Raw genomic sequence first — 24,890 nt, forward strand, 5'->3', positions numbered from 1 at the left:
ACCAGAGCCCTGAACTTGAGCTGTTGTTGAAGTGTGGTGTTTGCAGGGCTGCCATTGCAGTCGGGGTTTCAGTCGCTCAGTTCGGCCAAGGCGGCGCGGTACACCAGCCTTGCTGCCACCGTGTCTTCCACGGCCTGGCCCAGTGATTTGAAAACGATGGTGGTGCCAGCAGGGGGCGCAGCCGCACGCCCACACAACACCTCACCAATCTCTGCGGCAACCCTGGCGCCTGACAGCAGCACATCACCTGACTCTTTTTCGGCTGCTTCGCGTTGATCGGCCACCACCCAATTGGCCATGGCCGCGTCGTCCAACTCGCGCCAAGTGGGGCGGGGCGCGCCCACAGCCGCCACAAATGCGCCGGGTTTGAGCCAAGCGCCTTGCAGAACCGGGTCGCTGGCATTGGTCACGGTGCAGACGATGTCGGCCCCGCGCACTGCCATTTCGGCGCTCGCGCAGGTCACGCCGCCAATGTCGTGTGCGCATTGCTGTGCGTTGGCCGCGTTGGGACTCCAGACCCGAATCTCGGAAACCTCTCGTACTGCACGCAGCATTTGTGCGTGGCTGCGGGCCAGCACGCCGCTGCCCAGCATGGCCACCACCTGCGGGGTGCGCGGCACCAGCGCGTCTGCCGCCACGGCAGAGGCCGCTGCTGTGCGCATGGCCGTGATCGTGTTGCCTTCCATCACCGCCAGCGTCTGGCCCGTGGCCGGATCCATCAGCATGATGGTGCTCAGCAGCGTGGGCAAGCCCTTTTGTGCATTGCCTGGCACCAAGGTGATGAGCTTGGTGCTCAAGGCATCGCCCAGTTGAGCAGGTTTTAAAAACAGCAGGCCATCATGGCGTGCCTCGCCAATGGGCATAACCATGCGCAGCGGCTGAACCACTTGGCCCAGGCTCAGCGCCACCAAGGCTTCGCGTACGCCTTGCAACAAATCAGGCACGCTCAGCAGTCGCTGAACGCGGGCTTCGTCAAAGTAATGAACCATGGGGTTTCTCCACGACCAGGAATAGGGTGAACAAGTGCCCATTCCAACACGCTTGGACCGAATGGGCAGTCACCTGCTCGATTGGGCCTGAGGCCAGGCATGGCCTGCCGGATGGACGCACAAAGTTCAGGGCATGGGGATCGTGGACAATTTAGCCCTTTGTGGTCCATGACCGAGCGGAGTTGCGTGTGAAATTCAAGATGTCTGAGAAATCATTGTTTGCGGTGTTGTTGCGCTCGCCTTGGTGGATCAGTTTTTTGTTGGTGGCCATCATTGCCTTGGTGGCTGGGGCGTTGCTGCCCGATGAATATGCTGGCGTGGGCATGTTGGGGGGCTTTCCGTTCTTTGTGATCGGTTGCATGGCCATGTGGCGCCAGCGCAACTTGCCCAGCCCCGCGATGGTGGAGAAAGCGCTGAAAAACCTCTCGGGCATGAACTGGCGAGATTTTTCGGTGGTGCTCGACACGGCCTTCACCCGGCAGGGATACACCGTCACGCACTTGACGGGCGCAGCCGATATGCTGCTTGAGAAAAAGGGTGTGCGTACCGTGGTCAGTTCCAAACGCTGGAAGGCCGCTGCCATGGGCGTTGAGCCCTTGCGTGAACTGGTGAGCCACCGCGACACACTGGGAGCCAGCCACAGCGTGTGCATCAGTCTGGGCCAAGTGAGCGTGAAAGCGCGTGACTTCGCGGTGCAAAACCGCATCAGCCTGATTGCTGAGGCCGACTTGGTCGCGCTGACTGCAGACGTGCTCAAAGGTATTTGAGTCACTGATCCGTGAACGAATCCGTTCGCACAGTGATGGGATCAGGGCGCTGAGTGGGGCTTTTTGGTATACAGGAAGTGCGTTTTTGCTCAAATATTGAGCAATATTTGATGGAAAATGCATTTCCTGTATACAACTGTGGGCTTGAAGGTGGTTTAATACGGCTTTTATTTGAACAGCCGTATGCCCATCACCCCCCTTTGTGCCCCGCACACCGACAGCCCTGACAGCGAGCTTGAAGGCGGCTCGCAAGCGGTCAAGGCCCAGCAGCGTCTGCGCGAGCTGATTTTGGCGGGGCAATTGCCAGCGGGCACCCGCATTGCTGAGCTGGCGCTGGTGGAACGCTTGGGCATGTCGCGCACCCCCATTCGCGCTGCTCTGATGCGCTTGGGCGAAGAAGGCCTGCTGCAAGCGCTGCCTGGTGGTGGTTATGCGGTGCGCACTTTTTCCGAGCGGGAAGTGGCCGACGCCATCGAGCTGCGAGGCACCTTGGAGGGCCTGGCCGCGCGCTTGGCCGCAGAGCGTGGTGTGCGCCCAGCCCTGCTGCAAGAAGCCAGCGCCTGCCTGGACCAGATCGATTCTCTGCTGCAACCCGGTAGCCTAGACGATGCGCACTTTTCGGGCTATGTGCGTCTCAATGCCCATTTCCACAAGCTGCTGGCCGAGATGGCCGACAGCGCCTTGCTGGCGCGCGAAATCGAACGCGCCTCGGGCTTGCCTTTTGCTTCGCCATCGGGTTTTGTGGGCGTGCAGGCCCACAGCCCCGATGCCCGCGACACCCTGGTGGTGGCCCAGCACCAGCACCGCCAAGTGCTGCAGGCCATCGCCCAGCGCGAAGCGGGCCGGGCCGAATCACTGATGCGTGAGCATTCGCGCATTGCCCGTCATCACTTGGGCATGGCCCTGCTCAATCCCCAAGCCTCGGTCACACCCGGGGTCCAACTCATCCGCAACAAACGCTGAAACATGTTCATCAAAAACACCTGGTACGTGGCCTGCACCGTGGCCGAACTCGACGCCTTGGGCGACAAACCCCTGGGCCGCACCATCTGCAACGAAAAAATGGCCCTCTTTAAAGGTCCGGACGGCCGTGTGGCGGCGGTGGAGGATTTTTGTCCGCACCGTGGCGCACCTTTGTCTCTGGGCAAAGTCTGCAAAGGTCATTTGCAATGCGGCTACCACGGCTTGGAAATGGGCACCGATGGCAAAACCGTGCAGATGCCCGGCCAGCGCGTGCGTGGTTTTCCCGCCATCAAAGCTTATGCCGTGGTCGAGCGTTATGGTTTTGTCTGGGTCTGGCCGGGTGACCAAGCCCAAGCCGACGAGGCGAAAATGCCGGTCTTTGAGTTTTTTGATAACCCGGCTTGGGCCTACGGCGGCGGTCTGTACCACGTCAAGGCCGACTACCGCCTGATGGTCGACAACCTGATGGACCTGACGCACGAGACTTATGTGCACGCTAACAGCATTGGTCAGCCTGAGATCGACGAGACGCCTTGCACCACCACGGTGGCGGGTGACCAGGTCATTTTGCAGCGGCACATGACGGGCATTCAGGCGCCACCGTTTTGGCAAATGGCCATGAGTGCCAATGGCCTGGACCCGCAGGCCAAGGTAGACCGCTGGCAAATTTGCCGATTCACGCCGCCCAGCCACATCATGATCGACGTGGGCGTGGCGCTGGCAGGACACGGTGGCTTTGATGCGCCGCCTGAAGTCAAAGCCTACAGCGTAGTGGTGGACTTCATCACCCCCGAGACCGAGACCTCGCATTGGTACCACTGGGGCATGGCGCGCCAGTTCAAGCCCGAAGACGCCGAGCTGACCGACAAAATCCGTGCTGGCCAAGGCGGCATCTTCAACGAAGACATGGAGATGCTGCAATTGCAGCAAGCCAACATCAGCCAATGGCCTGAGCGCAAACTTTTGATGCTCAACATCGACTCGGGCGGCGTGCAGTCGCGTCGCATCATCGACCGTTTGCTGGCCCAAGAAAACGCCTCTGAGACCACCGCATGAGCACACCCGATTTGACCCAAACCCCCATCAACGCTGACGGCAGCTTCGAAGTCCACTTGCAAAAAAGTGGCCAGACCTTACAGGTGGGCAAAACGCAAAGCATTCTGAACGCGCTGCAAGACGCGGGCCACGAGGTGCCGTTTTCCTGCTCACAAGGCGTTTGCGGCACCTGCCTGACCCAGGTGATCGCAGGCACCCCAGACCACTGGGACATGTTCCTCACCCCAGAGGAGCAAGAGGCCAACACACAGATGCTGATCTGCTGCTCGCGCAGCCAGACGGCGCGTTTGGTGCTGGATCTCTGATCAGAGCTTTTTGACCAATACCTGGCTTTTGCGGTCCCAGTTGTATTTGCGTTTGCGGGCCTCCGGCAGCCAGTCCGGGTCCACTTGTACAAAGCCGCGCTTGATGAACCAGTGCATGGTGCGCGTGGTCAACACGAAGATGCTTTTGAGGCCCATGGCACGGGCGCGTTGCTCGATGCGTTTGAGCACCTTTTCGCCATCGCCCTGACCTTGTGACTGGGGCGACACGGTGAGCGCCGCCATCTCTGCGGTTTTGGTTTCGGGGTAAGGGTAGAGCGCTGCGCAGGCAAAAATCACACCATCGTGGTCGATGATGGTGTAGTGGTCGATGTCGCGTTCGATCTCGGTGCGGTCGCGCTTGACCAATGTGCCGTCTTTCTCAAACGGCTCGATCAGCTGCAAGATGCCGCCCACGTCATCGGCGCTGGCCTCGCGCAACTCTTCGAGTTTTTCATCGACCACCATGGTGCCGATGCCGTCGTGCACATACACCTCCAAGAGCAGCGAGCCGTCCACCGCAAAGGGCAGGATGTGTGAGCGCTCCACGCCTTCTTCGCACGCTTTCACGCAGTGCTGCAGATAAAAGCCAATGTCGGTCGGCTCGGTCGGCGTGGGCAGCGAAGCGAGCAACTGCTTGGCAGCAGCCAGGGGCAGCTCGGTGTCGATCGGGTTGTCTTCGCTGGCCGGCTCGCCGGGCTGCATGCGGATGCCCGGGATCTCGGTCAAAAAAATCAGTTTGTCGGCCTGCAATTCGGCGGCCACGCTGGTGGCCACTTCTTCCATGGCCAAGTTGAAGGCCTCGCCCGTGGGAGAAAACCCGAATGGCGACAGAAGCACCATCGCGCCCATGTCCAGCGTGCGCATGATACCGTCCACATCCACCTTGCGCACCAGGCCCGAGTGGATGAAGTCCACCCCGTCCACAATGCCCACGGGCCGCGCCGTGATGAAGTTGCCAGAAATCACCCGCACGGTGGAGCCTGCCATGGGCGTGTTGGGCAAGCCTTGGCTGAAAGCGGCCTCAATCTCGTAGCGCAGTTGGCCAGCAGCCTCTTGGGCGCAGTCCAGCGCCACACTGTCGGTGATGCGGATGCCTTGTGCGTATTTGGGGGTATGCCCCTTGGCCGCCAGTTGTTCGTTCACCTGCGGGCGAAAGCCGTGTACCAGCACGATCTTCACACCCATGCTTTGAATCAGCGCCAAGTCTTGGGCCAAGTTTTGCAGCTTGCCCGCCGCAATCGCCTCGCCCGCGATGCCCACCACAAAGGTCTTGCCCCGGTGCATGTGGATGTAAGGCGCCACCGACCGGAACCAGGGCACGAAGGTGAAGTTGAAGACTGTGGACATGGGTGGTCAATCGGCGGCGAAAGTGGCAGGTGGCGCGGGGCTGGGATAATCCCCCGCTGTTCTTGCCTTGATTTTCACAGAAGTTTCCGCCTTGTCTGACACCCCCCTCCAAATCGACTTCCCCGAAGGCCTGCCCGTCTCGGCCCGCCGTGACGAAATCATGGCCGCCATGGACCAACACCAGGTCATCATCGTCTGCGGTGAAACCGGCTCGGGCAAGACCACGCAGCTGCCCAAAATCGCGCTGATGTTGGGACGCGGCAAGCTCAACGCCAAACCGGGTGAGCGGGCACGGCTGATCGGACACACCCAGCCCCGGCGCATTGCGGCCAGCTCGGTGGCCAAACGGATTGCCGAAGAACTCAAGACCCCGCTGGGCGAGGTGGTGGGCTTCAAGGTGCGGTTTCAGGATCGACTCTCCAAAAACGCCTCGGTCAAGCTCATGACCGACGGCATCTTGTTGGCCGAAACGCAGACCGACCCGCTGCTGCAAGCCTACGACACCATCATCATCGACGAGGCGCACGAACGCAGCCTGAACATTGACTTTTTACTGGGCTACCTGCGCCAAATCCTGCCGCGCAGGCCGGACCTGAAGATCGTGGTCACCTCGGCCACCATCGACGCCGACCGCTTTGCCAAGCACTTTGCCTCGCGCAACGGACCGGCCCCGGTCATCATGGTCTCGGGCCGCACCTTCCCGGTGGAGCAGCGCTACCGCCCGTTTGAAGAGTCGCGTGACTATGGCCTGAATGACGCGATTGCAGACGGCGTGGATGAACTTTGGCAAGGCGGGGCAGGGGGCGACATCCTGATCTTTTTGCCCGGCGAGCGCGAAATCCGCGAAGCCGCCGACCACCTGCGCAAGCACTTGGCACACCAGCCGCTCACGCGAGGCGCCGAAGTGTTGCCGTTGTTTGCCCGCCTCTCGCAGGCCGAGCAAGACCAGATTTTTGAAGCGTCCAACGGCCGCCGCATCGTGCTGGCCACCAACGTGGCCGAAACGTCTTTAACGGTGCCCGGCATCCGTTATGTCATCGACGCGGGCACAGCGCGGGTCAAGCGCTACAGCCTGCGCAGCAAGGTCGAGCAGCTGCTGGTCGAGCCCATCAGCCAAGCGGCGGCGAATCAGCGTGCGGGCCGCTGCGGCCGTGTGGCCAACGGCATTTGCATTCGCCTGTACGACGAGAAAGACTTTGCGGGGCGCCCGCGCTTTACCGATCCGGAAATCCTGCGCTCGTCCTTGGCCGGCGTGATCTTGCGCATGAAGAGCCTGCACCTGGGAGTGGTGGAAGACTTCCCGTTCATCGAAGCGCCCTCCAAACGGGCGATCACCGACGGCTACCAACTGCTGGCCGAGCTGGGCGCGGTGGACGACGACAACGAACTCACCCCCATTGGCCAAGAGCTGGCCCGCTTACCGCTGGACCCGCGTGTGGGCCGCATGATTTTGGAAGCGCGTGGCCGCAACGCGCTCCAAGAGGTGCTGGTGATCGCCAGCGCCATGAGCGTGCAAGACGTGCGCGACCGCCCGATGGACGCGCAAGCCCAGGCCGATCAGCAACACGCGAAGTTTGACGACGACAAGAGTGAATTCACCGGGTATCTGAAGCTGTGGAAATGGATTCATGACGCACGGGGTGGCGAGCCCCTTGCCCGTTCTGACGTCAAGTCAAGTGCGAGCATGCCAAGCGGGCAGAAAACCATGGATCGCTTCGTTCCTCGCGATGACAGATCCTCCGTCATGGCGAGCGAAGCGCGGCAATCGATTGGTATTCAGGATGGATCGCCGCGTCGCTCCGCTCCTCGCGATGACGGCGCCCGAACCATCCAACCTACTCACAAACTCAGCAACCGCCAATACGACCAACTGCTGCGCCAGAACTTCATCAACATCCGGCGCGTGCGCGAGTGGCGGGACACACACACCCAGCTGCTCACTGTGGTGGCCGAGCACAAGTGGCGCATCAACACGCAGCCCGCCACTTATGAGCAGCTGCACCTGTCCATGCTGGCGGGCCTGCTGGGCAACGTGGGTTACAAGCTGGAAGACGAAGAAGCCTATCTGGGCGCACGCGGTATCAAGTTTCACAAGCACCCCGGCGCACACCTCTCCAAAAAGCCCGGCCGCTGGATCGTGGTGGCCGAGTTGGTGGAGACCACGCGCCTGTTTGGCCGGGGCATTGCCACGATTGAGCCGCAATGGCTGGAGCAAGTCGGCGCGCACCTGCTGCGCAAACAAGTGCTCGACCCGCATTGGGAGAAGAAATCCGCCGAAGTGGTGGCTTTGGAGCGGGCCACGCTGTATGGCCTGGTGGTTTACAGCGGGCGGCGCACGGCCTACAGCCGGCTGGACCTGCACGGCGCGCGCGACATCTTCATCCGCGAAGCCTTGGTGGGCGACCAGTGGGAGACCAAGCTGCCTTTTTTGGCCGCCAACCACAAGATGATCGCCAAGGTCGAAGAGCTGGAACACAAGTCGCGCAGGCAAGACGTGCTGGTGGACGACGAGCTGATTTATGCCTTTTATGACCAGCAAATCCCGCCCGAGGTGTGCAGCGGCCGCCTGCTTGAAGACTGGTACCGGCACGAGAGCATCAAGCAGCCACGCCTGCTGATGCTGACGCGCGAAGAGCTGATGCGCCACGAAGCCGCAGGCATCACCACGCAAGCCTTCCCCAAACAGATCCGTTTGGGAGGTACCGATTGCACGGCCACTTATTTGCACCAACCGGGCGATGCCCGCGATGGGGTCACCGTGACGGTGCCGCTGTTTGTGCTGAACCAAGTGAGCGAAGACCGCTGCGAATGGCTGGTGCCTGGTCTGCTCAAAGACAAAATCCAGGCCCTGCTCAAAAGCCTGCCGCAGCGCCCGCGCAGCCGCTTTGTGCCGCTGCCCGAATCGGCCACGCGCTTGGCCGCTGAGCTGTCGGTGCCCGAGCTGTTTGGCAGCGGGTCGCTCACCGACGTGTTGCTCAAAAAAGCCCGCGACGAAACCAGCCTCGACATCAAGCGAACCGATTTCAAACACGAGATGCTCAGCCCGCATTTGTTCATGAATCTGCTGGTGGTGGACGAGCACGGCCGCCAGCTCGGCATGGGCCGCAACCTGGGCGCGCTCAAAGGCGAACTGGGGGCCAAGGCGCGTGGCGCGTTCCAGGCGCTGGCGCAGCTGAAAGTCGCGGCCAGTCCCTTACCTGCGAATGCCCCTCAAAACAACGTGGACCCATCTGCCGTCATTGCGAGCGAAGCGCAGCAATCCACCCAACGCGCACCCGCCACCGCCAAAGCCGGTAGTTCCGTCATGGCGAGCGAAGCGCGGCAATCCAGCCAACGCACCCCCGCACCCCCCCAGCGCTACACCGCCTGGACCTTTGGCGAACTGCCCGAGCTCATGGAAATCAGCAAAGGTGGCCAGACCCTGATCGGCTTCCCCGCGCTGGTGGACGTGCAAGACGCCGTCACCATCGAGGTGTTTGACGAGCCCGATGTGGCGGCTGCCAAAAACCGCGCGGGCCTGCGCCGCTTGTTTGCGCTGCAAATCAAAGACGCGCTCAAGTACCTTGAGAAAAACATCCCTGACCTGCAAAAAATGGCCGTGGCCTACATGCCGCTGGGCACGGCCGACGAGCTCAAAAACCAAATCATTGATGTGGCACTCGACCGCGCCTTTTTGCTCGACCCGCTGCCCAATGACGAGACCACCTTCAAGCGCCGCATTGACGAGGGCAGGGGGCGTCTGACCTTGATCGCCAACGAAGTGGCCCGGCTGGCGGGCACCATCTTGCTGGAGTTTGGCGCGGCCACCCGCAAGATCAAAGACACCAAAAACGCGCCCGACGCGACGGCAGACTGCGCGCAGCAACTGCAACGCCTGATGCCCAAAAACTTCATGGCCGCCACCCCGTGGCCGCAACTGCAGCACTGCGCCCGCTACCTCAAAGCCGTGACCCTGCGCCTGGATAAATACCGCGCCGACCCCGCCCGTGACGCCCAGCGCCTGGCGGAGCTGAAACCGCAAGAGCAACGCTACTGGCGTCTGGTGGCCGAACGCAAGGGCGCGCAAGACGCCCGCATGCTGGAGTTCCGCTGGTTACTGGAAGAGTTGCGCGTGAGCTTCTTCGCCCAAGAGCTGCGCACCCCGCAACCGGTCAGCATCAAGCGGCTGGAGAAGGCTTGGGGGCAGTTGAACCATTGAGGGGTGTATGCGCTGGCCCCCTGTGGGCATGCGAATTTGGTCAAAGCGATTGCTGGTAACGCGCCAGCATCTCGGCTTGGGCTTCCACCTCGATCTCTTCACCCCTGAAGCTGCGGATCTGGTCGCGCAGCATCTCGCCCATGCTGGGCAGTTGCGCTCGGTCGATGTGGCGCGAGGCCTCCCACAAGCGCGAGCGCATGAACGCCTTGGCGCAATGCAGGTACACCGACGTCACCGTCAAGCGGATCACCAGCGCGGGCGTGCGCCGCGCATCGGTGCACAGTGCCAGGTCAGCCGGGTCGGTGGACAGCACGGCACGGCCATTGACGCGCAAGGTCTCGTCAAAACCCGGCACCATGAACAAAGTGCCCAAGTGGCCCGTGGCGATGATGTTCTCCAGCGTGTCCAGCCGGTTGTTGCCCGGCGCATCGGGCAAGACCAGCGTTTGCGCGTCGAGTACCTTCACAAAACCCGCATCGCCACCACGAGGCGACGCGTCCATGTGCCCGTCTGCATCGCTGCTGGTCAGCACCACAAACGGCGACAAGCCAATGAACTGCGTCGCATGCGGATCGAGCGACGGGATTTCTTTTTTGCGCGCACGCTCACGGGTGGGGCCGAAGAGCTGGCGCAGGGCGGGGAGGGTGGTGATGTGATGCTGTTGCATGGACGGGTTGTTGCGTGCCGAGTGCAAACTTGAGGCTCGCCGGTATTGACGGCTTGTGATGGAGCACCTGGGGTCAACGGTGTGCTTGATCAGCCCTCGTGCGCTTTCATGGCCTTAGCCACTTCCAGCGACCCTTGCTCGGAGCCCGAGCGCGGCACCGTCTCGCCTAGGCGGTCTGTGACTTGCGCCATGGCAGCAAGCAGGCGCTCGTCGGTGTCCGGGCCAGTGCCCAGATGCACACCCTGGGTCAGGGTGATGTGGGCCACCTCGAAGCTGCCGGCACCTGCACAAATGATGGTGCGGTTGGGTGCGTCTTCGCTGGCCATGACCAGCATGGCAGGCACCACGGCACTGGGGTCCAGAGCTTGCAGCACGGCCTCGGGCATCAGGCCTTCGGTCATTCGGGTGGCGGCCGTGGGGGCCAGGCAGTTCACGCGGATATGGTTCTTCTCGCCTTCGATCGACAAGGTTTGCATCAGACCCGCCAAGGCCATTTTGGCCGCGCCGTAATTGGCCTGGCCAAAGTTGCCGTACAGGCCGCTCGATGACGTGGTCATGACGATGCGCCCGTAGTTTTGCGCCTGCATGTGAGGCCAGACGGCTTTGGTGCAATGCACCGCACCCATGACGTGCACGTCCATCACCAGCTTGAAGTCAGCCAGTTCCATCTTGGCAAAACTCTTGTCGCGCAAAATGCCCGCGTTGTTGACCAAGATGTCCACCCGGCCCCAAGCGTCTACCGCCTGCTGGACCATGGCTTGGACGGCCTCAAAGTCTGTGACCGATGCGCCGTTGGCCATGGCTTGGCCGCCCGCTGCACGGATTTCGTCGACCACGGCCTGCGCCGCCGACACCGAGCCGCCTACGCCGTGCACATCGCCACCCAGGTCGTTGACCAGTACTTTGGCCCCGCGTGCGGCCAGTGCCAAAGCGTGCTGCTTGCCCAAACCACCGCCTGCGCCTGTGACGATGGCCACGCGGCCTTTGAAATCGATGCTCATGTGTTTTCCTTGTGACATTGAATGACGGGGCTGACTTGTTTCATCTGCTAATCTGGCCCCAATGACCCCGCAGCCTTCTGCATGAACTTTAAACCAGCCCCAAGGCCTGGCCTGTTACCCGATTGACATCCTCATGGAACTGAACACCACCATCTTGACTGCCCCCCCCTTGGATGCCGCCACCGTGGTGATGCTGCGCGATGGCCCGAGCGGCTTGCAGGTGCTGCTGATGCGCAGGCATCAGGCTTCCAACGTGCTGGGTGGCGCTTATGTCTTTCCGGGCGGCAAACTCGACCCCGATGACCAGAATTCGGCCTGGCTGCAGCGTCTGAGCCAGGACAGTGCCACCTTGCACCAAAGGCTCAATGAGCCCGACATCCCGAGTGAACGCGCTGCAGGCTTGTTTGTGGCCGCCATGCGCGAAGCCTACGAAGAGTGCCGGGTGCTGCTGGGCTGCGCTTCGCACGCGCACACCAAGGCGCAGGCGCTGCTGCACGCCCTGCGCAGCGGCCAGAGTTGGCACGAGGCCTTTGCGGCGCAAGCCCTGGCCTTGCACACCGAACCCCTGCTGCCTTGGTGCCGCTGGATCACGCCTCGTCAGGCCTCTGTGACCAACAAGCGCTTTGACACGCGGTTTTTTGTCACCCAGGTGCCCGACGACCAACTGGCCGAGCACGACAATTTTGAGGCCACGGAAGCCCTCTGGATCCAACCGCGTGAGGCCCTTGTGCGCTACTGGGACCGCGAGATCGAGCTGGCCCCGCCCCAGATCATGAGCCTGGTGCACCTGAGCCGCCATCCGAATGCCCAAAGCGTGCTGACCGAGGCGCAAAGCCGCCGTCCCCCGGTCATCGAGCCCGAGCCTTTTGACCAAGACGGCATCCGCACCATCTGCTACCCGGGCGATCCGCGCCACCCGGTCAAGCAGGCAGCCTTTCCTGGCCCCAGTCGGTTGATGTTCAAAAACAAACGTTTTGAGCCCGATCTGGGCTTGGCCGCGTTGCTTGACTAAAATATGCAGTTAACACGTTTCATTTGTTTACGTGATTTTTGTATTCACTTGTAAACTCGTCCCATGAGCCAAACACCTCAGCCGATCTATTTGTCCATTGAACGGGCCATTGAGTTCATTGGTGATGCCAATGGCGTGCTGTCCCTGCTCAAGACCTTGCAACAAACCCTCAGCGACGATTTGCCCCAACTGCAAGAGTTGCTCGACAAAGGAGAGGTTTACGCCGCCAACCGCATCCTGCACCAGCTCAAGGGTTTTACGCCCGTGTTTTGTGTGGACAGCTTGGTGGAGCTGGTGGTCCAGGTCGAAGGCATGAGCAAGCATGCCGAGGCCAGTGAGCTGAGCACCGCCTACGCCCAACTGGCACCGCAACTGGAAGCTTTGCGCCAGGAAGTGATCGATCACCTGAGCAAGCACAGCCCAGCCTGACCCTTCCCACATTTACTCACCGGTCAGACAAGCCTGACCCCCAAAACAACGGGCCCCGAAGGGCCCGTTGTTTTGTGCACAGCAGCTGATTACTTCAAAGCCTTGAAGCGCACGCGCTTGGGCTTGGCGCCTTCTTCGCCCAGACGGCGTTTCTTGTCGGCTTCGTACTCTTGGTAATTGCCATCAAAGAACACCCACTGGCTGTCGCCTTCGGCGGCCAGGATATGGGTCGCAATGCGGTCCAGGAACCAGCGGTCGTGGCTGATGACCATGACCGAGCCTGCGAATTCCAGCAGCGCGTCTTCCAGGGCGCGCAGGGTTTCCACGTCCAAGTCGTTCGAGGGCTCGTCCAGCAGCAGCACGTTGCCGCCTTCGATCAGGGTCTTGGCCAAGTGCAAACGGCCGCGCTCACCACCCGACAACATGCCGACCTTCTTTTGCTGGTCGCCACCGTTGAAGTTGAAGCGCCCGCAATACGCACGGCTGGCCATCTGGAACTTGCCGACGTTGATGATGTCCAGACCGCCCGAGACGTCTTCCCACACGGTTTTGTTGTTGTCCAGGTCGTCGCGGTTCTGGTCCACAAAGGCCATTTTCACGGTCTGGCCGATGGTGACTTCACCGCTGTCAGGCTGCTCTTTGCCTGCGATCAGCTTGAACAAGGTCGATTTACCGGCGCCGTTGGGGCCGATGATGCCGACGATGGCGCCCGCTGGCACCTTGAAGCTCAGGTTGTCGATCAGCAAACGGTCGCCAAAGGACTTGCTGACGTTTTTGAACTCGAACACCTCGTTACCCAAGCGCTCGGCCACAGGGATGAAGATCTCCTGCGTCTCGTTGCGCTTTTGGTATTCGTGGTCGCTCAACTCTTCGAAGCGGGCCAAACGGGCCTTGCTCTTGGCCTGACGGCCCTTGGGGTTGGCACGCGCCCACTCCAGTTCTTTCTTCATGGCCTTGGAGCGGGCATCTTCGGTGCGCTGCTCGGTGGCCAAACGGGCTTCTTTTTGCTCCAGCCAGCTGGAGTAGTTGCCTTTGTAAGGAATGCCGGAGCCCCTGTCGAGTTCCAAAATCCACTCGGCGGCGTTGTCCAGGAAGTAACGGTCGTGGGTGATCGCCACCACGGTGCCCGAGAAGCGCTGCAAGAACAGCTCCAGCCAGTCCACCGATTCGGCGTCCAAGTGGTTGGTTGGTTCATCGAGCAGCAGCATGTCGGGGCGCGACAGCAGCAAACGGCACAAAGCCACGCGGCGTTTTTCACCGCCCGACAGCTTGCCGATGATGGCGTCCCATGGCGGCAGGCGCAGCGCATCGGCCGCGATTTCGAGTTGGTGCTCTGAGGCGTCACCCGCTGTGGAGATGATGGCTTCGAGTTGGGCCTGTTCGGCGGCCAGCGCGTCAAAGTCGGCGTCTTCTTCGGCGTAGGCGGCGTACACCTCTTCCAGGCGGGCTTGTGCAGCCTTGACCTCGCCCATGCCGCTTTCGACGGCCTCGCGCACGGTTTGCTCCGCGTCCATCACAGGCTCTTGCGGCAGATAACCGATTTTCAGGCCCGCCATGGGGATGGCTTCGCCTTCGATCTCTTTGTCGATACCGGCCATGATTTTGAGCAAGGTGGACTTGCCCGAGCCGTTGGTGCCCAGCACACCGATCTTGGCGCCGGGGAAGAAAGACAGGGAAATGTCTTTGAGAATATGACGTTTGGGCGGCACGATCTTGCCAACCCGGTTCATCGAAAATACGTATTGAGCCATGTGTAAACCTGAATAAAAAAGGCAGAGACCCATCACCCCAAGGGCGTCGGCTCCTCATCGCAGTCCTGCATGTGAGCGCAGCAGCAGCAAATGCAACCCGTCATTATCCCAGCTTGCCGGGCTGGGCATGAAAAAATCAGACTGTGCGCTCGCTCATCTTGCCCGATCGGCTGGAAAACTGCACAAAGCTGTCCAGTGCTTCGAGCTGCACTCGGGCGCTGCGCGAGCCATACACCTCGGCCCGTAGCCAGGCACATTCGGCATCCAGCGCAGTATCAGACGCCAAACTGCACCACCAGACTCGTGCCTCACCATCCCAGCGGTAGCCCCGGGCCTTGAGCTTGTCTTTGGTCTCAAAAGGCGCGCCCGTGGCCCGCAGTTTGTAACGGGTCTGACCCGCCCCGGCCAGCAGGCAGGTCAAGCCAGTCTGGCCGTTGGTCAGGGGCGAAGACAGCACCTGCAGCAGGGCATGGCAATCGACCTGCGCCCGGTGCGCGTCGTAAAACCAGCCGCGCTCGGATGCCAAAAACTCCAGCTTGGCCGAGCCGCTGCCCTCTTTCTTCCAGTCGATACCCTGAAAAGAACAACCCCAGGCCTTGCCCGCAAAGACCGGAAAACGCGCCTCGACAAAAGGCCGATCGAATCCGGCGTTGTGCGCCACAACCAAATCGGCCGCTTGCACCAAGGCGTTCACGGCCGCGTCGTCGATGCGTTGGCCTTGTACCATGCTGTCGTCGATGCCCGTGATTTCGGTGATTTGCGGCGGAATCGGCTTGCCCGGGTCTTCAAACGACTCATAGATGCTGACCGGCCCCACAGGCGCACCCGTGACCGCATCGACCAACACCGACAACATGGCCAGCTCGATGATGCTTTCGCTTTTGCTGTCCAGTCCGGTGGTTTCGGTGTCCAGCACGATCACGCGCCGCGTGGCTTGCCCGTTCACAGCACCGTAGTCGTTGTGAGGCACCATGCGGCGCAAGACGCGAAAGTCTGGGTGCTGCGCCAGCGCCTGGGCCATGGCTTCGTGTTCGGTCATGGCATGCGGCCCCTCGGGCTGGGTGGGCAAGTTGCTGGCGGCCTGCGACGGCTTCAGGCTGGGCTCGGCGGGTGCTTCAGCCAAGGTGGGTGCGCCCCCCACGGCGAGCGAGACAGGCACAGCGATGTGCAGGTCAGCGGCTGGGGGCGCCGCCACCGGCTTGGCCAGCCGAGGACGTACCGTCTTTTTGGGCTTGTCCACTCCGCCCGGCTCAAAGCCGAAAAAATTCATCTGATCACTTTTGTTCATAGGCGAGATTAAACCGCTACTTCGGGCACATCAAAGCCCAAGCAAGACCTATCAGAGGAGAATTTGAGCGCTCGCACCTCAGTCCAGCTTGATCCCCAAATCCACCGCCAACATGATCCACACGGGCACTTCGGCTTCCCAGTCTTTGCGGGTGTCGGCCAAATTTTTGGGTTTGTTGGGAATGGCGAAGGTTTCGCGCAGCTTGGCGGCGCGTTCGGTGTTGGACCAGGCCACGGCTTCATCGGCCATGCGTTTGAGCACGGCTTCGGGCGTGCCCGCTGGGGCCACCAGCGGCAGACCGCCCTCGAGGGTGACCAGTTTTTCGGTGTTGCCTTGCTCGGTGAGGGTGGGCACATCGGGCAATTTGGGTGATCGGTAGCTGCCCGTCACGCCAATGGCGCGCACGCCCCGGGTGGACACGGCATTGAAGGCCTGAAAACTGCCCACAGCGATTTGCAACTGGCCCGAGGCCACATCGAGCCACATGGGCGCTTCGCCCCGGTAGTGCACCGACTGGATTTGGGTGCCCTGCTGGCGGTTGGTCTGGTCGGCCACCATGTGCGGGTAAGAGCCTGGGGCATACGTGCCCATGGAGGTGTTGTTCTTTTTGGCCCAGGCCACGAACTCGGCCATGTTTTTGGCGGGGATCTTGTCGTTGATGCCCACCACCAGAGGCCCCGAAGGGAACACGGTCACGGGGGTGAGGTCTTTGTCCAGGTTGTAAGGCAGCTTGGAGTAAAGAATGCGGTTTTGCCAAAAGGTGCCTGAGGTGCTCATGACAAAGGTGTAGCCGTCCGCTGGCGACTTGGCCACGGCGTCGATGCCGATGATGGCACCCGCGCCGGGTTTGTTTTCAATGACGACGGGGACGCCCAATCGGGTGCTCAGGTAGTCACCATAGTTGCGCGCATAGGCGTCGGTCAGGCCTCCGGGCGGAAAGGCCACCACGATCTTGATGGGCTTGGCTGGCCACGGTGCGGCTTGGGCTTGGGCCTGACCCACCACAACCATGCCGCTCAGGCTGGCGGTCAGGACGGTGGTGGCCAACAAAAATTGGCGGCGTGGTGTTTTGGATGGTTGTGTCATGGGCTGTCTCCCTGGGGTTGTTGTGCGACTTTGAGGGCTCAATCTAGGGCCGCTGCGGTCGGGGTTGAATTGGGGTTTGAACCCATGACGCACAAGCGACAACGACCACACCGGGACCACATAAAAGGCCTCATGCGCGCTTTGTGCGACAATGCAAACCGCTGAGGCCTCCAGTTGCCCCAGCATCAGCACTTCTGCTGGGGCCTGACCCAGGCAACGCTCAAAACAAGCGCCTGCGGTTTCCATGCCCACCTTAAGACTTGTCGACCCACACTGGTCACTGCCAACAGCAGTTGATTGAGTCGACACCCAGCGCCGGACATGGCGCTCCGAAAATGAACTTTGAAGAATTGAACCTGGCCCCGGCCATCATGCAAGCTGTGCGCGAGCTCGGCTACGAAACCCCAACGCCCATCCAGGCCCAAGCCATTCCCGCCGTCTTGGCCGGACAAGACTTGTTGGCCGGTGCGCAAACCGGCACTGGAAAAACCGCCGCCTTCACGCTGCCCATGCTGCACAAGCTGAGCCTGAGTGAGCCTGGCAAAAACCGCTTTGGCGGCAAAGCCATCCGCGCCTTGGTGCTCACGCCGACGCGCGAATTGGCCGCTCAGGTCGAAGAGTCGGTGCGCGACTACGGCAAATACCTCAAGCTCGACTCCACCGTGATCTTCGGTGGCGTGGGCATGAACCCACAAATCAGCAAGGTCAAAAAAGGCGTGGACATTTTGGTCGCCACGCCGGGCCGTCTGTTGGATCTGCAGGGCCAGGGTTTCCTGGACTTGTCCACTGTTGAGATGCTGGTGCTCGACGAAGCCGACCGCATGCTGGACATGGGCTTCATTCACGACGTGAAAAAAGTTCTGGCCTTGGTGCCCAAAGAAAAGCAGAGTTTGCTGTTCTCGGCCACCTTCAGCGACGAGATCCGCGAGTTGGCGGGCAACCTGCTCAAAAACCCCCAGAGCATCCAGGTCACGCCCAGCAACACCACGGTGCAGCGCATCACCCAGGTGATCCACCCCGTGGGCCGCAGCAAGAAAAAAGACGTGTTGTTGCACATCATCCAGAAGCACGACTGGAGCCAGGTGCTGGTGTTCACCCGCACCAAATTTGGCGCCAACAATGTGGCCGACTTCCTGACCAAAAACGGCGTGAAGGCCATGGCCCTGCACGGCAACAAGAGCCAGACCGCCCGCACGCAAGCGCTGGCCGGTTTCAAGAGCGGCGAGATCCGCGCTTTGGTGGCCACCGACATTGCGGCGCGCGGCATCGACATCGAAGACTTGCCACACGTCGTGAACTTTGAAATCCCGAACGTGTCGGAAGACTACGTGCACCGCATTGGCCGCACAGGCCGTGCGGGCGCCAGCGGCGAGGCCGTGAGCTTGGTCTGTTTGGACGAAGAAGGCTTCATGATGGACATCGAGCGCTTCACCAAGCAAGAAATTCCAGTCCAGTTGCTCGAAGGCTTTGGCCCAGAGCAAGGCGAAGTGGCCGAGCCCATCGCCATGGGTCGCCAGACTTTGTGGGGCGGCGCAGGCAAGCCCCCGAGCCGCGATGTGATGGCCGCAGCTGCCAAGGCCGCACGCCAGGACATGATGCAACGCATTCGCGACAACAAAGTCGCGGTCGGCGGTGGCAGTGGTGGCCAACGCCAACCTCGCGCCGAAGGTCAGGGCCAGCCCCGTCCGTCGCGCAACGCTCCGCCACCATCACGCCGCAACGGCCCACAAGGCGCACCGCGTTTTGAAGGCCAGGGCGATGGTCGCCGCGAAGGTGGCCGTGACGGCAACCGCGAAGGTGGTCGTGGCCAGGAGCAGCGTGGCGATCCGCGCTTTGACAACCGGGGTGACGGCCAAGGCCGTCCCGCACCACGCGGCCCACGCCCTGAAGGCCGTGGCCCGGCCCGTGGCGGTCAAGGTGGTGGTCAAGACCGTCGCCGTGATGATGGTGACGAATTGCCACGCCACATCGACCCTCTCAAAACCACACAGTTTGCGCGTCTGGATTTGCCCAACCGCAAGCCCGTGCGCACCAGCGGTCAGCCCGACCCGACCCGCACCAGCATCGACAGTTTGGCCAGCAGTGGCCGCCGTCATGGCGGAGGCGGCGGTGGTGGTGGCTACGGCGGCGGCAACCGTGGTGGCAACGGCGGCGGAGGCCGAGGCTTCGGTCGCTGATCAGCTTCAGTTGAATGGCCTTTGAGCTTGGGCTCAAAGGCTTTTTTCATGGGCCCGCTGGCATCTCTGTTCAGGTCATCTCTTGCGACCTCGAACCCCCTGCGGTCATTGGAATGGACCGTTGGGGTCTAACCCGCAGGCCTTAGGACTTCATTACTGCGGACGCATGAACTGAAGTCTGTCCAAAGCGCTGACGCCAGACAAGCGCACATGTTTTGAAGATTGTCTCAGCGCAAGAAGTTTTCCAGCAGCGCTGCCAACGCTTGTGGTTGGTCGTGCTGCAGCATGTGTCCAGCATCCTGGATCGTGGCGGTTTCCAATTGAGGAACCGACTTCAATCGCTCGTGAAACTCGGCCAGCGTGTATTTGCCCTTCCACCACTGGCTAAGCGAGTCGTCCGAGGCTTCCACCACCAGCACGGGAGCGCGGATGCGGCGGTACATGGCCAGCGCTTCTTCAACATGGAAGAGGTAAGGGTTGATCACTTTGTGGGCCGAGTCGCCCAGAATGCGCCACTGGCCATCGGGGCCTGGTTGCGCCCAGTGTTGGGCCAGCCAGTCGGCTTTGTCCTGGCTCAGGCGGGCGTTGGTCTTCATCAGGCGGGCCGCCACACCAGCGGCGTCGGGGTAGGGCTTGAGCGTGTTGTCGCCCGCGCGTTGTGCTTTGAGCTCATCGAGCCACTGGGCCATCCGGGTGGGGGCTTGGGCAGGCTGGGTGGGGGCCATGCCAAAGCCTTCAAGATTGACCAGTCGGCGGATGCGCTCGGGGCGGGTTCCCGCGTACATCATGACCACGTTGCCGCCCATGCTGTGGCCGACCAGGTCAATCGCTTGGCCGGGGTAGAGCGCGTCGAGCAGGGCGTCCAGATCGGCCAGGTAATCGGGAAACCAGTAGCTGTCGGTGGGTGGGGTCTCGGTCAGTCCATAGCCGCGCCAGTCCATGGCGATGATGGGGCGCTGGCTGACAAAAGCCTCGCTGAAGGCGTCGACCATGAACTGGTACGAGGCGGCCACGTCCATCCAACCGTGGGCCAAAACCAGGGGGGTGGCACCAGCTTGGGCGCTGCCCCAATGGCGGACGTGGAAGCGGCAGCCGCGCAGCGGCACCCATTGGCTTTGTGATTCGCGTTGAACTTGGTACATACTTTCGATCATAAGGAGACTCATGATGAGCGTCAGTCGCAACCCGGACCGCCAGGCCCCCAAACCAGCTCAAGGCACTGCCGATCGTTATCCCGCTATCCACCAGGGCTTTGGCTGGAAAGTGCCCAAACGCTTCAACATGGCGCAGGCTTGCTGCGGGCAATGGGCTGCGCAGCCGTCGACGGCGCGCCGGACGGCCATCCGGGAACATGTGTTGGGCCATGGTCTGGGCCAGAGCTGGACATTCGGCCAACTGCAAACTGCCGCCAACCGCTTAAGCCGCGTGCTGCAGGGCCTGGGCGTGCAGCGCGGCGACCGGGTGGCGATTGTGTTGCCCCAGCGTTTTGAAACCGCCGTGGCCTACATGGCGGTGCTGCAAATGGGCGCGGTGGCCATGCCGCTGTCCATGCTGTTTGGCCCCGAGGCACTGTCTTTTCGCATCAATGACAGCCAGGCCCGTGTGGCGGTGTGTGACGAATCCACCGTGCAGGCTTTGCAGCAAGCGCGGCCCGTCTGCCCCGGTTTTTTAACCCTGATCGGGGTGGGACAGGCGGGGGCGATGGCCGATGTGGATTACGCGCAGGCTGTGTCGAGTCATGCTGGGTCGTTCAAGGCCGTGAGCACCCTGGCCGAAGACCCGGCGGTGTTGATCTACACCAGCGGCACCACCGGCAACCCCAAGGGCGCGCTCATCCCGCACCGGGCACTGATCGGCAACCTGACGGGTTTTGTCTGTAGCCAAAATTGGTTTGGCTTTGATCCCTTCAAGCCTGCGCAAGCCTCCAAAGCGGTGTTCTGGTCACCGGCCGACTGGGCCTGGACCGGAGGCTTGATGGACGCTTTGCTCCCCAGCCTGTACTTTGGGCGGCCCATCGTGGCCTTCAACGGTCGCTTTTCGCCCGAGACGGCTTTTGAGATTTTGCAAAGCCATGCGGTCACGCACACGTTTTTGTTCCCCACCGCGCTCAAAGCCATGATGAAGGCGGTGCCCGATGTGAAAGCCCGCTACCGCCTGAAGCTGCAAGCCATGATGAGTGCGGGCGAAGCGGTGGGTGACGCGGTGTTTGCCTATGTCCAGCAGCAGATGGGCGTGACGGTGAACGAGATGTTTGGCCAGACCGAGATCAATTACGTGGTGGGCAATTGCACGCGACTTTGGCCCGCCAAACCGGGCAGCATGGGCAAGGGCTACCCGGGCCACCAAGTCGCGGTCATCGACGAAGCAGGCCGGTTGTGTCCACCCGGCACGCCGGGCGAGGTGGCCGTGAACCGCTTTGATGTGCACGGCCAGCCCGACCCGGTGTTCTTCTTGGGCTACTGGAACAACGACAAAGCCACGAAGGCCAAATACACAGGCGACTGGTGCCGCACAGGTGATGTGGCCGTCTGCGACGAGGACGGTTACCTTTGGTACCAAGGGCGCACCGACGACATGTTCAAAGCAGCGGGCTACCGCATTGGACCTGGCGAGATTGAAAACTGCCTGGTCAAACACCCAGCCGTGCAGAACGCGGCCGTGGTGCCCAAGCCCGACGCCGACCGGGGTGCGGTGGTCAAGGCGTATGTGGTGCTGTCGCCCGACTGGCATGCCCGCCGGCCTTCGGGTGTGCAGCAAGCTGACTTTGACGACGCGGTGCGCCGCGATCTGCAGGCCCATGTGAAGGGTTTGTTGGCCCCTTACGAATACCCCAAAGAGATCGAATTCATTGACCAACTGCCCATGACCACCACGGGCAAGGTACAGCGCCGGGTGCTGCGCTTGCAGGAAGAAGCCAGGGCCCAAGCTGTTTGAAAAGACCGCGGGGTGTGAGCCTGCTGGCGCAGTTCTGAAAGACCCACTGTGCTTGTCTGTGAGGGTGTTGACCAAGCGTCATGCAACTGCGTTTGAGGGTCTTGGTTTTGGGGCCTTGGGCTGCCCCATGCGACGCATCGCCTACCATGGGGACATGAATCAAGCTTTGCCCCCAGCCCTCAGTGCCGACCTTCACACCCTGAGTGCAGCTGCTGGCCGCATCGCCGTGTATGCGGGCGGTTCCGGGCCGCCCGTGCTCTTGGTGCACAGCATCAATGCGCTGGCTTCGGCCGCTGAAGTACGACCGTTGTTTGAAGCTTTGCGGCAAGACCACAGTGTTTATGCCATCGATTTGCCAGGCTACGGTTTGTCTGAGCGTTTGCCGCGTGCCTACACTGTGGGTGACATGTGCGCTGCCATCAGGCACGTGGCGCTATGGGTGGCGCAGCGCCACCCGGGCCTGCCGCTGCAGGTGTTGAGTGTGTCGCTGTCGTGTGAGTTTGTTGCCCGTCTGGCCCAGGAAACTCCAAATTTGTTCTCTTCATTGGCTTTGGTCAGTCCCACAGGCTTTCGGGGGGGTCAGACGCTGCGCCAGCCTGCCGGCAGTACGCTGTTCATGCCTGGGTTTGACCGATTCTTGCGCCGACCGGGGCCGGGCTGGGGCCGATTCTTGTTTCGGCAACTGTCGCGGCCTTCGGTGGTGCGCTACTTTTTGCGCCGCACCTGGGGCGGCCAGCAGATCGATGAAACGCTGTGGGCCTATGCCGTGCGCACGGCCCGTGTTCCAAATGCCGAGCAAGCGCCCTTGTCTTTTTTGAGTGGTGGTTTGTTCAGTGCAGACATGCACACCGTCTACGAAAGCCTGCGCCTGCCGGTGTGGGTGGTGCACGGCACGCGGGGCGACTTCACCGATTACCGTGCGTTGGACCTGGTGCGTGATCGCTCCAATTGGCAAGTGACGGTGATGGAGGCTGGGGCCATGCCCTACTTTGAAGACCTCGGCGCTTTCATGGCCGCTTATCGAGCCATCTTGGGGCAGTTCGCAAAGTGCGCGTAGTTTCCGTTATCGCTGGCGACAGCATTTGACTGGAAATTGAAAGAAGTTGACGAGCCTTGACCCCGGCATAAACACTCAAGAATCCCACTGCTCGACTAGTACTGACAGAGGGAAAACGGCCAATTTGTTATGCGGGTTTGGAACGTCAAATTTTCTTTGAGGTGACACACTCAGCTGATACAGGTTCCACTCTATCACGGTGAATTGAAGCCGTCAGACTTTTGTCTGGTGACCCTGATATTTTGAGATCCTTGTACATCAACAATCACACTAATGCCTGACCATCAAGCTACCGTGACAGCCTGCAGTCCGAGCGGTGATTGATGACGTTTGATCTGATGACGCTAGCACTTTATATGCTGTATGCAATTGCTAGTAGGCTGACAGTGACATCTTGTGTGAATTGACTTTTGTTTTCAAAGAGTTGGTTCCACTGAGTCAAGCACCATATTGATCACGTCAGCTGGATCAGCGCCGCAAGCATGGCAAAAATCAATGAACAGTAAGTTATCAAGGTAGCGCTCGCGCCGCTCGATCTTTGATAAGTTAGATTGCTCCATGCTCAGCTGTTTGGCCAGTTGTACCTGTGTATGCCCAGCTTTCTGACGTACGTCCCTCTGTACAACGCGCAGTTTTGCGTAGCGTTTGTGATGAAGTGAGCTAAGCATCTTGCAATGGTCTAGTCCATTCTGATATAGTCCAATTTGATTTTATTAAATTTACAAATGAAAATAGCTGGATGCGCCATGATTAATAAAAGCTTGTTCTTGCCATTAGTTATTACTTTATTTATGTCAGGCTGTGCTAGTCTTGATTATGCGAATAATTTAAAAACTGATGAATTGCTTTATGATAATAGATCATCTTTTGCTGTAACTGATTATAAATCAGTTGGATCAGATCGACATGGTTTTGTTGGTATAGATACGTCTGATGAGTCTGCAAAGATCGATCAACTTTTTCCCGTAAAATTTCCCACTGATTCTGATTTGGAAAAGTTACATAACCATAATCATAGAATGAGGCTGGGTCAAGCTTTGGTTTTTACGGCGGATATTGATCCAAGAACAAGCGGATTTCTTAAAGACTCAAAGAATAGGCCATTATCGATATCTGGTAGATTTGAACCTAATGCTAACTCAGCGATAACTCAAGGCGTCGCTTCCGGTGTAATGATTGGAGCAACTTCAGGTGTTATGGCTATTAACTCAATTAACAATCAAGTTGCTTCTGCAGGACTTAAATTGTCTGATGTTGGTAATAATGCTGTAATGGGTGGACAAATGGCGCAAGGCTTAATCGCTGGTTTAATTGCAGGTGGAATTCATGCTTCGATGGCTGAAAGTGCAGTTAACGGAATTATTTCTGGAAAGAATTTCGGTGAGCGTATGGAAGCTACTACACTTACGGCAGCACATTTACTCCCTAATCTCGCAGCACTAGGTCCAGATGGATTAATAAGGAGTTCTGCACCAGTTGTTATTGCTCCTGGCATTATTAAGCGATACTTTTTGCGGTTTGGTCAAAAAACATTGGATTACAAAAATGAATATTATTTGATAACTGCAATTGGGGTGTTTCGCGGTAAAGAATATGAAAATAATTATCCAAACACTCTAGGGTGGAGTTACAGTATTTCAAATATGTCATTACTTTATTTGAGCCCTGACGATGTTTCTGATCCAGAGAAGTCATTCCGTGCTATCAAAAGAGAGACTGCAGGGAAAAAAATGTTCTAAATCCTATCCGGACTGTTGTTTTTTTGCATCTATAGGCGTTGCTGTTAATTTTTTCGTATGATATGCAACATCAGGAACTATCTACATTTCTACCGGTGCTCCTGAAAGACAAAAGGTGACTTCA

Annotated in this window: 20 protein-coding genes; 11 read left to right on the forward strand and 9 right to left on the reverse strand. The window is 60.0% G+C overall.

The window, feature by feature from the left end; genetic code table 11:
* Nucleotides 1–68: 68 nt before the first annotated feature.
* Nucleotides 69–989, reverse strand: a complete 921-nt coding sequence (locus B9Z50_RS11925) for an ornithine cyclodeaminase family protein (RefSeq protein ID WP_158270669.1) — start codon at nucleotides 987–989, stop codon at nucleotides 69–71.
* Nucleotides 990–1,189: 200 nt separating this feature from the next.
* Here B9Z50_RS11925 and B9Z50_RS11930 point away from each other — a divergent pair, with 200 nt between their 5' ends.
* The 4 genes from B9Z50_RS11930 to B9Z50_RS11945 all read left to right on the forward strand — a co-directional run bounded on the left by B9Z50_RS11930 (nucleotide 1,190) and on the right by B9Z50_RS11945 (nucleotide 4,080).
* Nucleotides 1,190–1,756, forward strand: a complete 567-nt coding sequence (locus B9Z50_RS11930; protein WP_233249845.1) for a restriction endonuclease — start codon at nucleotides 1,190–1,192, stop codon at nucleotides 1,754–1,756.
* Between the two features lie 183 nt (nucleotides 1,757–1,939).
* Nucleotides 1,940–2,719, forward strand: coding sequence for a GntR family transcriptional regulator (locus B9Z50_RS11935; RefSeq protein WP_108364643.1), 780 nt, complete (start codon nucleotides 1,940–1,942; stop codon nucleotides 2,717–2,719).
* A 3-nt stretch (nucleotides 2,720–2,722) separates the two neighbouring features.
* Complete coding sequence (locus B9Z50_RS11940; protein WP_108364645.1) at nucleotides 2,723–3,775, forward strand: aromatic ring-hydroxylating dioxygenase subunit alpha; 1,053 nt, start codon at nucleotides 2,723–2,725, stop codon at nucleotides 3,773–3,775.
* On the forward strand, nucleotides 3,772–4,080 hold the full coding sequence (locus B9Z50_RS11945) for a 2Fe-2S iron-sulfur cluster binding domain-containing protein (RefSeq protein WP_108364647.1): 309 nt from the start codon (nucleotides 3,772–3,774) through the stop codon (nucleotides 4,078–4,080). The genes B9Z50_RS11940 and B9Z50_RS11945 overlap by 4 nt, the downstream gene beginning before the upstream one ends.
* Here B9Z50_RS11945 and argA read toward each other — a convergent pair whose 3' ends face one another.
* Nucleotides 4,081–5,427 (reverse strand): amino-acid N-acetyltransferase, encoded by a 1,347-nt coding sequence (gene argA, locus B9Z50_RS11950; protein ID WP_108364649.1) that lies wholly within the window; start codon nucleotides 5,425–5,427, stop codon nucleotides 4,081–4,083. It lies immediately after the preceding gene.
* Nucleotides 5,428–5,518: 91 nt separating this feature from the next.
* On the opposite strand from argA, the gene hrpA reads away from it, so the two are divergent.
* Entirely contained in the window at nucleotides 5,519–9,625 is a 4,107-nt protein-coding gene (gene hrpA / locus B9Z50_RS11955) for an ATP-dependent RNA helicase HrpA (RefSeq protein ID WP_108364651.1), read from the forward strand.
* Between the two features lie 40 nt (nucleotides 9,626–9,665).
* On the opposite strand, the gene B9Z50_RS11960 is transcribed toward hrpA, so the two are convergent.
* Together B9Z50_RS11960 and B9Z50_RS11965 are read right to left on the reverse strand one after the other, a co-directional pair.
* Nucleotides 9,666–10,292 (reverse strand): pyridoxamine 5'-phosphate oxidase family protein, encoded by a 627-nt coding sequence (locus B9Z50_RS11960; protein ID WP_108364653.1) that lies wholly within the window; start codon nucleotides 10,290–10,292, stop codon nucleotides 9,666–9,668.
* Nucleotides 10,293–10,381: 89 nt separating this feature from the next.
* Nucleotides 10,382–11,293 (reverse strand): SDR family NAD(P)-dependent oxidoreductase, encoded by a 912-nt coding sequence (locus B9Z50_RS11965; RefSeq protein WP_108364655.1) that lies wholly within the window; start codon nucleotides 11,291–11,293, stop codon nucleotides 10,382–10,384.
* Between the two features lie 133 nt (nucleotides 11,294–11,426).
* Between B9Z50_RS11965 and B9Z50_RS11970 the strand changes: the two genes are divergently transcribed.
* Complete coding sequence (locus tag B9Z50_RS11970) at nucleotides 11,427–12,305, forward strand: NUDIX hydrolase (protein ID WP_108364657.1); 879 nt, start codon at nucleotides 11,427–11,429, stop codon at nucleotides 12,303–12,305.
* 63 nt (nucleotides 12,306–12,368) lie between these two features.
* Nucleotides 12,369–12,734 (forward strand): Hpt domain-containing protein, encoded by a 366-nt coding sequence (locus tag B9Z50_RS11975; protein WP_108364659.1) that lies wholly within the window; start codon nucleotides 12,369–12,371, stop codon nucleotides 12,732–12,734.
* Between the two features lie 89 nt (nucleotides 12,735–12,823).
* Here the strand turns inward: B9Z50_RS11975 and ettA are convergent, their stop codons facing one another.
* The 3 genes from ettA to B9Z50_RS11990 all read right to left on the reverse strand — a co-directional run bounded on the left by ettA (nucleotide 12,824) and on the right by B9Z50_RS11990 (nucleotide 16,859).
* On the reverse strand, nucleotides 12,824–14,485 hold the full coding sequence (gene ettA, locus B9Z50_RS11980) for an energy-dependent translational throttle protein EttA (protein WP_100117650.1): 1,662 nt from the start codon (nucleotides 14,483–14,485) through the stop codon (nucleotides 12,824–12,826).
* Between the two features lie 136 nt (nucleotides 14,486–14,621).
* Nucleotides 14,622–15,755: a 3'-5' exonuclease gene (locus tag B9Z50_RS11985; RefSeq protein WP_233249846.1), complete on the reverse strand. Its 1,134-nt coding sequence runs from the start codon at nucleotides 15,753–15,755 to the stop codon at nucleotides 14,622–14,624.
* Nucleotides 15,756–15,851: 96 nt separating this feature from the next.
* Nucleotides 15,852–16,859: a tripartite tricarboxylate transporter substrate binding protein gene (locus B9Z50_RS11990; protein WP_108364956.1), complete on the reverse strand. Its 1,008-nt coding sequence runs from the start codon at nucleotides 16,857–16,859 to the stop codon at nucleotides 15,852–15,854.
* 335 nt (nucleotides 16,860–17,194) lie between these two features.
* Between B9Z50_RS11990 and B9Z50_RS11995 the strand changes: the two genes are divergently transcribed.
* The gene (locus B9Z50_RS11995; protein ID WP_108364661.1) at nucleotides 17,195–19,036 is read left to right on the forward strand and encodes a DEAD/DEAH box helicase; all 1,842 of its coding nucleotides are present in this window, start codon (nucleotides 17,195–17,197) and stop codon (nucleotides 19,034–19,036) included.
* Between the two features lie 227 nt (nucleotides 19,037–19,263).
* Here the strand turns inward: B9Z50_RS11995 and B9Z50_RS12000 are convergent, their stop codons facing one another.
* The gene (locus tag B9Z50_RS12000) at nucleotides 19,264–20,190 is read right to left on the reverse strand and encodes an alpha/beta fold hydrolase (protein WP_233249847.1); all 927 of its coding nucleotides are present in this window, start codon (nucleotides 20,188–20,190) and stop codon (nucleotides 19,264–19,266) included.
* A 13-nt stretch (nucleotides 20,191–20,203) separates the two neighbouring features.
* On the opposite strand from B9Z50_RS12000, the gene B9Z50_RS12005 reads away from it, so the two are divergent.
* Both B9Z50_RS12005 and B9Z50_RS12010 read left to right on the forward strand, forming a co-directional pair.
* Entirely contained in the window at nucleotides 20,204–21,970 is a 1,767-nt protein-coding gene (locus B9Z50_RS12005) for an acyl-CoA synthetase (protein ID WP_108364960.1), read from the forward strand.
* A 154-nt stretch (nucleotides 21,971–22,124) separates the two neighbouring features.
* Nucleotides 22,125–23,027: an alpha/beta fold hydrolase gene (locus tag B9Z50_RS12010; RefSeq protein WP_158270670.1), complete on the forward strand. Its 903-nt coding sequence runs from the start codon at nucleotides 22,125–22,127 to the stop codon at nucleotides 23,025–23,027.
* Nucleotides 23,028–23,443: 416 nt separating this feature from the next.
* On the opposite strand, the gene B9Z50_RS18085 is transcribed toward B9Z50_RS12010, so the two are convergent.
* On the reverse strand, nucleotides 23,444–23,695 hold the full coding sequence (locus B9Z50_RS18085) for a helix-turn-helix transcriptional regulator (protein WP_108364665.1): 252 nt from the start codon (nucleotides 23,693–23,695) through the stop codon (nucleotides 23,444–23,446).
* 78 nt (nucleotides 23,696–23,773) lie between these two features.
* Here B9Z50_RS18085 and B9Z50_RS17460 point away from each other — a divergent pair, with 78 nt between their 5' ends.
* Nucleotides 23,774–24,766, forward strand: coding sequence for a hypothetical protein (locus B9Z50_RS17460; RefSeq protein ID WP_158270671.1), 993 nt, complete (start codon nucleotides 23,774–23,776; stop codon nucleotides 24,764–24,766).
* Nucleotides 24,767–24,890 lie beyond the last annotated feature (124 nt).

It is taken from the genome of Limnohabitans sp. Bal53 (assembly GCF_003063355.1).
GTDB lineage: Bacteria > Pseudomonadota > Gammaproteobacteria > Burkholderiales > Burkholderiaceae_C > Limnohabitans_A.

Bases quoted from the DNA above. Each gene is read 5' to 3' on its own strand.
- B9Z50_RS11925 (WP_158270669.1), bottom strand. From the start codon at position 989: ATGGTTCATTACTTTGACGAAGCCCGCGTTCAGCGACTGCTGAGCGTG.
- B9Z50_RS11930 (WP_233249845.1), top strand. From the start codon at position 1,190: ATGTCTGAGAAATCATTGTTTGCGGTGTTGTTGCGCTCGCCTTGGTGG.
- B9Z50_RS11935 (WP_108364643.1), top strand. From the start codon at position 1,940: ATGCCCATCACCCCCCTTTGTGCCCCGCACACCGACAGCCCTGACAGC.
- B9Z50_RS11940 (WP_108364645.1), top strand. From the start codon at position 2,723: ATGTTCATCAAAAACACCTGGTACGTGGCCTGCACCGTGGCCGAACTC.
- B9Z50_RS11945 (WP_108364647.1), top strand. From the start codon at position 3,772: ATGAGCACACCCGATTTGACCCAAACCCCCATCAACGCTGACGGCAGC.
- argA (WP_108364649.1), bottom strand. From the start codon at position 5,427: ATGTCCACAGTCTTCAACTTCACCTTCGTGCCCTGGTTCCGGTCGGTG.
- B9Z50_RS11960 (WP_108364653.1), bottom strand. From the start codon at position 10,292: ATGCAACAGCATCACATCACCACCCTCCCCGCCCTGCGCCAGCTCTTC.
- B9Z50_RS11965 (WP_108364655.1), bottom strand. From the start codon at position 11,293: ATGAGCATCGATTTCAAAGGCCGCGTGGCCATCGTCACAGGCGCAGGC.
- B9Z50_RS11970 (WP_108364657.1), top strand. From the start codon at position 11,427: ATGGAACTGAACACCACCATCTTGACTGCCCCCCCCTTGGATGCCGCC.
- B9Z50_RS11975 (WP_108364659.1), top strand. From the start codon at position 12,369: ATGAGCCAAACACCTCAGCCGATCTATTTGTCCATTGAACGGGCCATT.
- ettA (WP_100117650.1), bottom strand. From the start codon at position 14,485: ATGGCTCAATACGTATTTTCGATGAACCGGGTTGGCAAGATCGTGCCG.
- B9Z50_RS11985 (WP_233249846.1), bottom strand. From the start codon at position 15,755: ATGAATTTTTTCGGCTTTGAGCCGGGCGGAGTGGACAAGCCCAAAAAG.
- B9Z50_RS11990 (WP_108364956.1), bottom strand. From the start codon at position 16,859: ATGACACAACCATCCAAAACACCACGCCGCCAATTTTTGTTGGCCACC.
- B9Z50_RS11995 (WP_108364661.1), top strand. From the start codon at position 17,195: ATGAACTTTGAAGAATTGAACCTGGCCCCGGCCATCATGCAAGCTGTG.
- B9Z50_RS12000 (WP_233249847.1), bottom strand. From the start codon at position 20,190: ATGATCGAAAGTATGTACCAAGTTCAACGCGAATCACAAAGCCAATGG.
- B9Z50_RS12005 (WP_108364960.1), top strand. From the start codon at position 20,204: ATGAGCGTCAGTCGCAACCCGGACCGCCAGGCCCCCAAACCAGCTCAA.
- B9Z50_RS12010 (WP_158270670.1), top strand. From the start codon at position 22,125: ATGAATCAAGCTTTGCCCCCAGCCCTCAGTGCCGACCTTCACACCCTG.
- B9Z50_RS18085 (WP_108364665.1), bottom strand. From the start codon at position 23,695: ATGCTTAGCTCACTTCATCACAAACGCTACGCAAAACTGCGCGTTGTA.
- B9Z50_RS17460 (WP_158270671.1), top strand. From the start codon at position 23,774: ATGATTAATAAAAGCTTGTTCTTGCCATTAGTTATTACTTTATTTATG.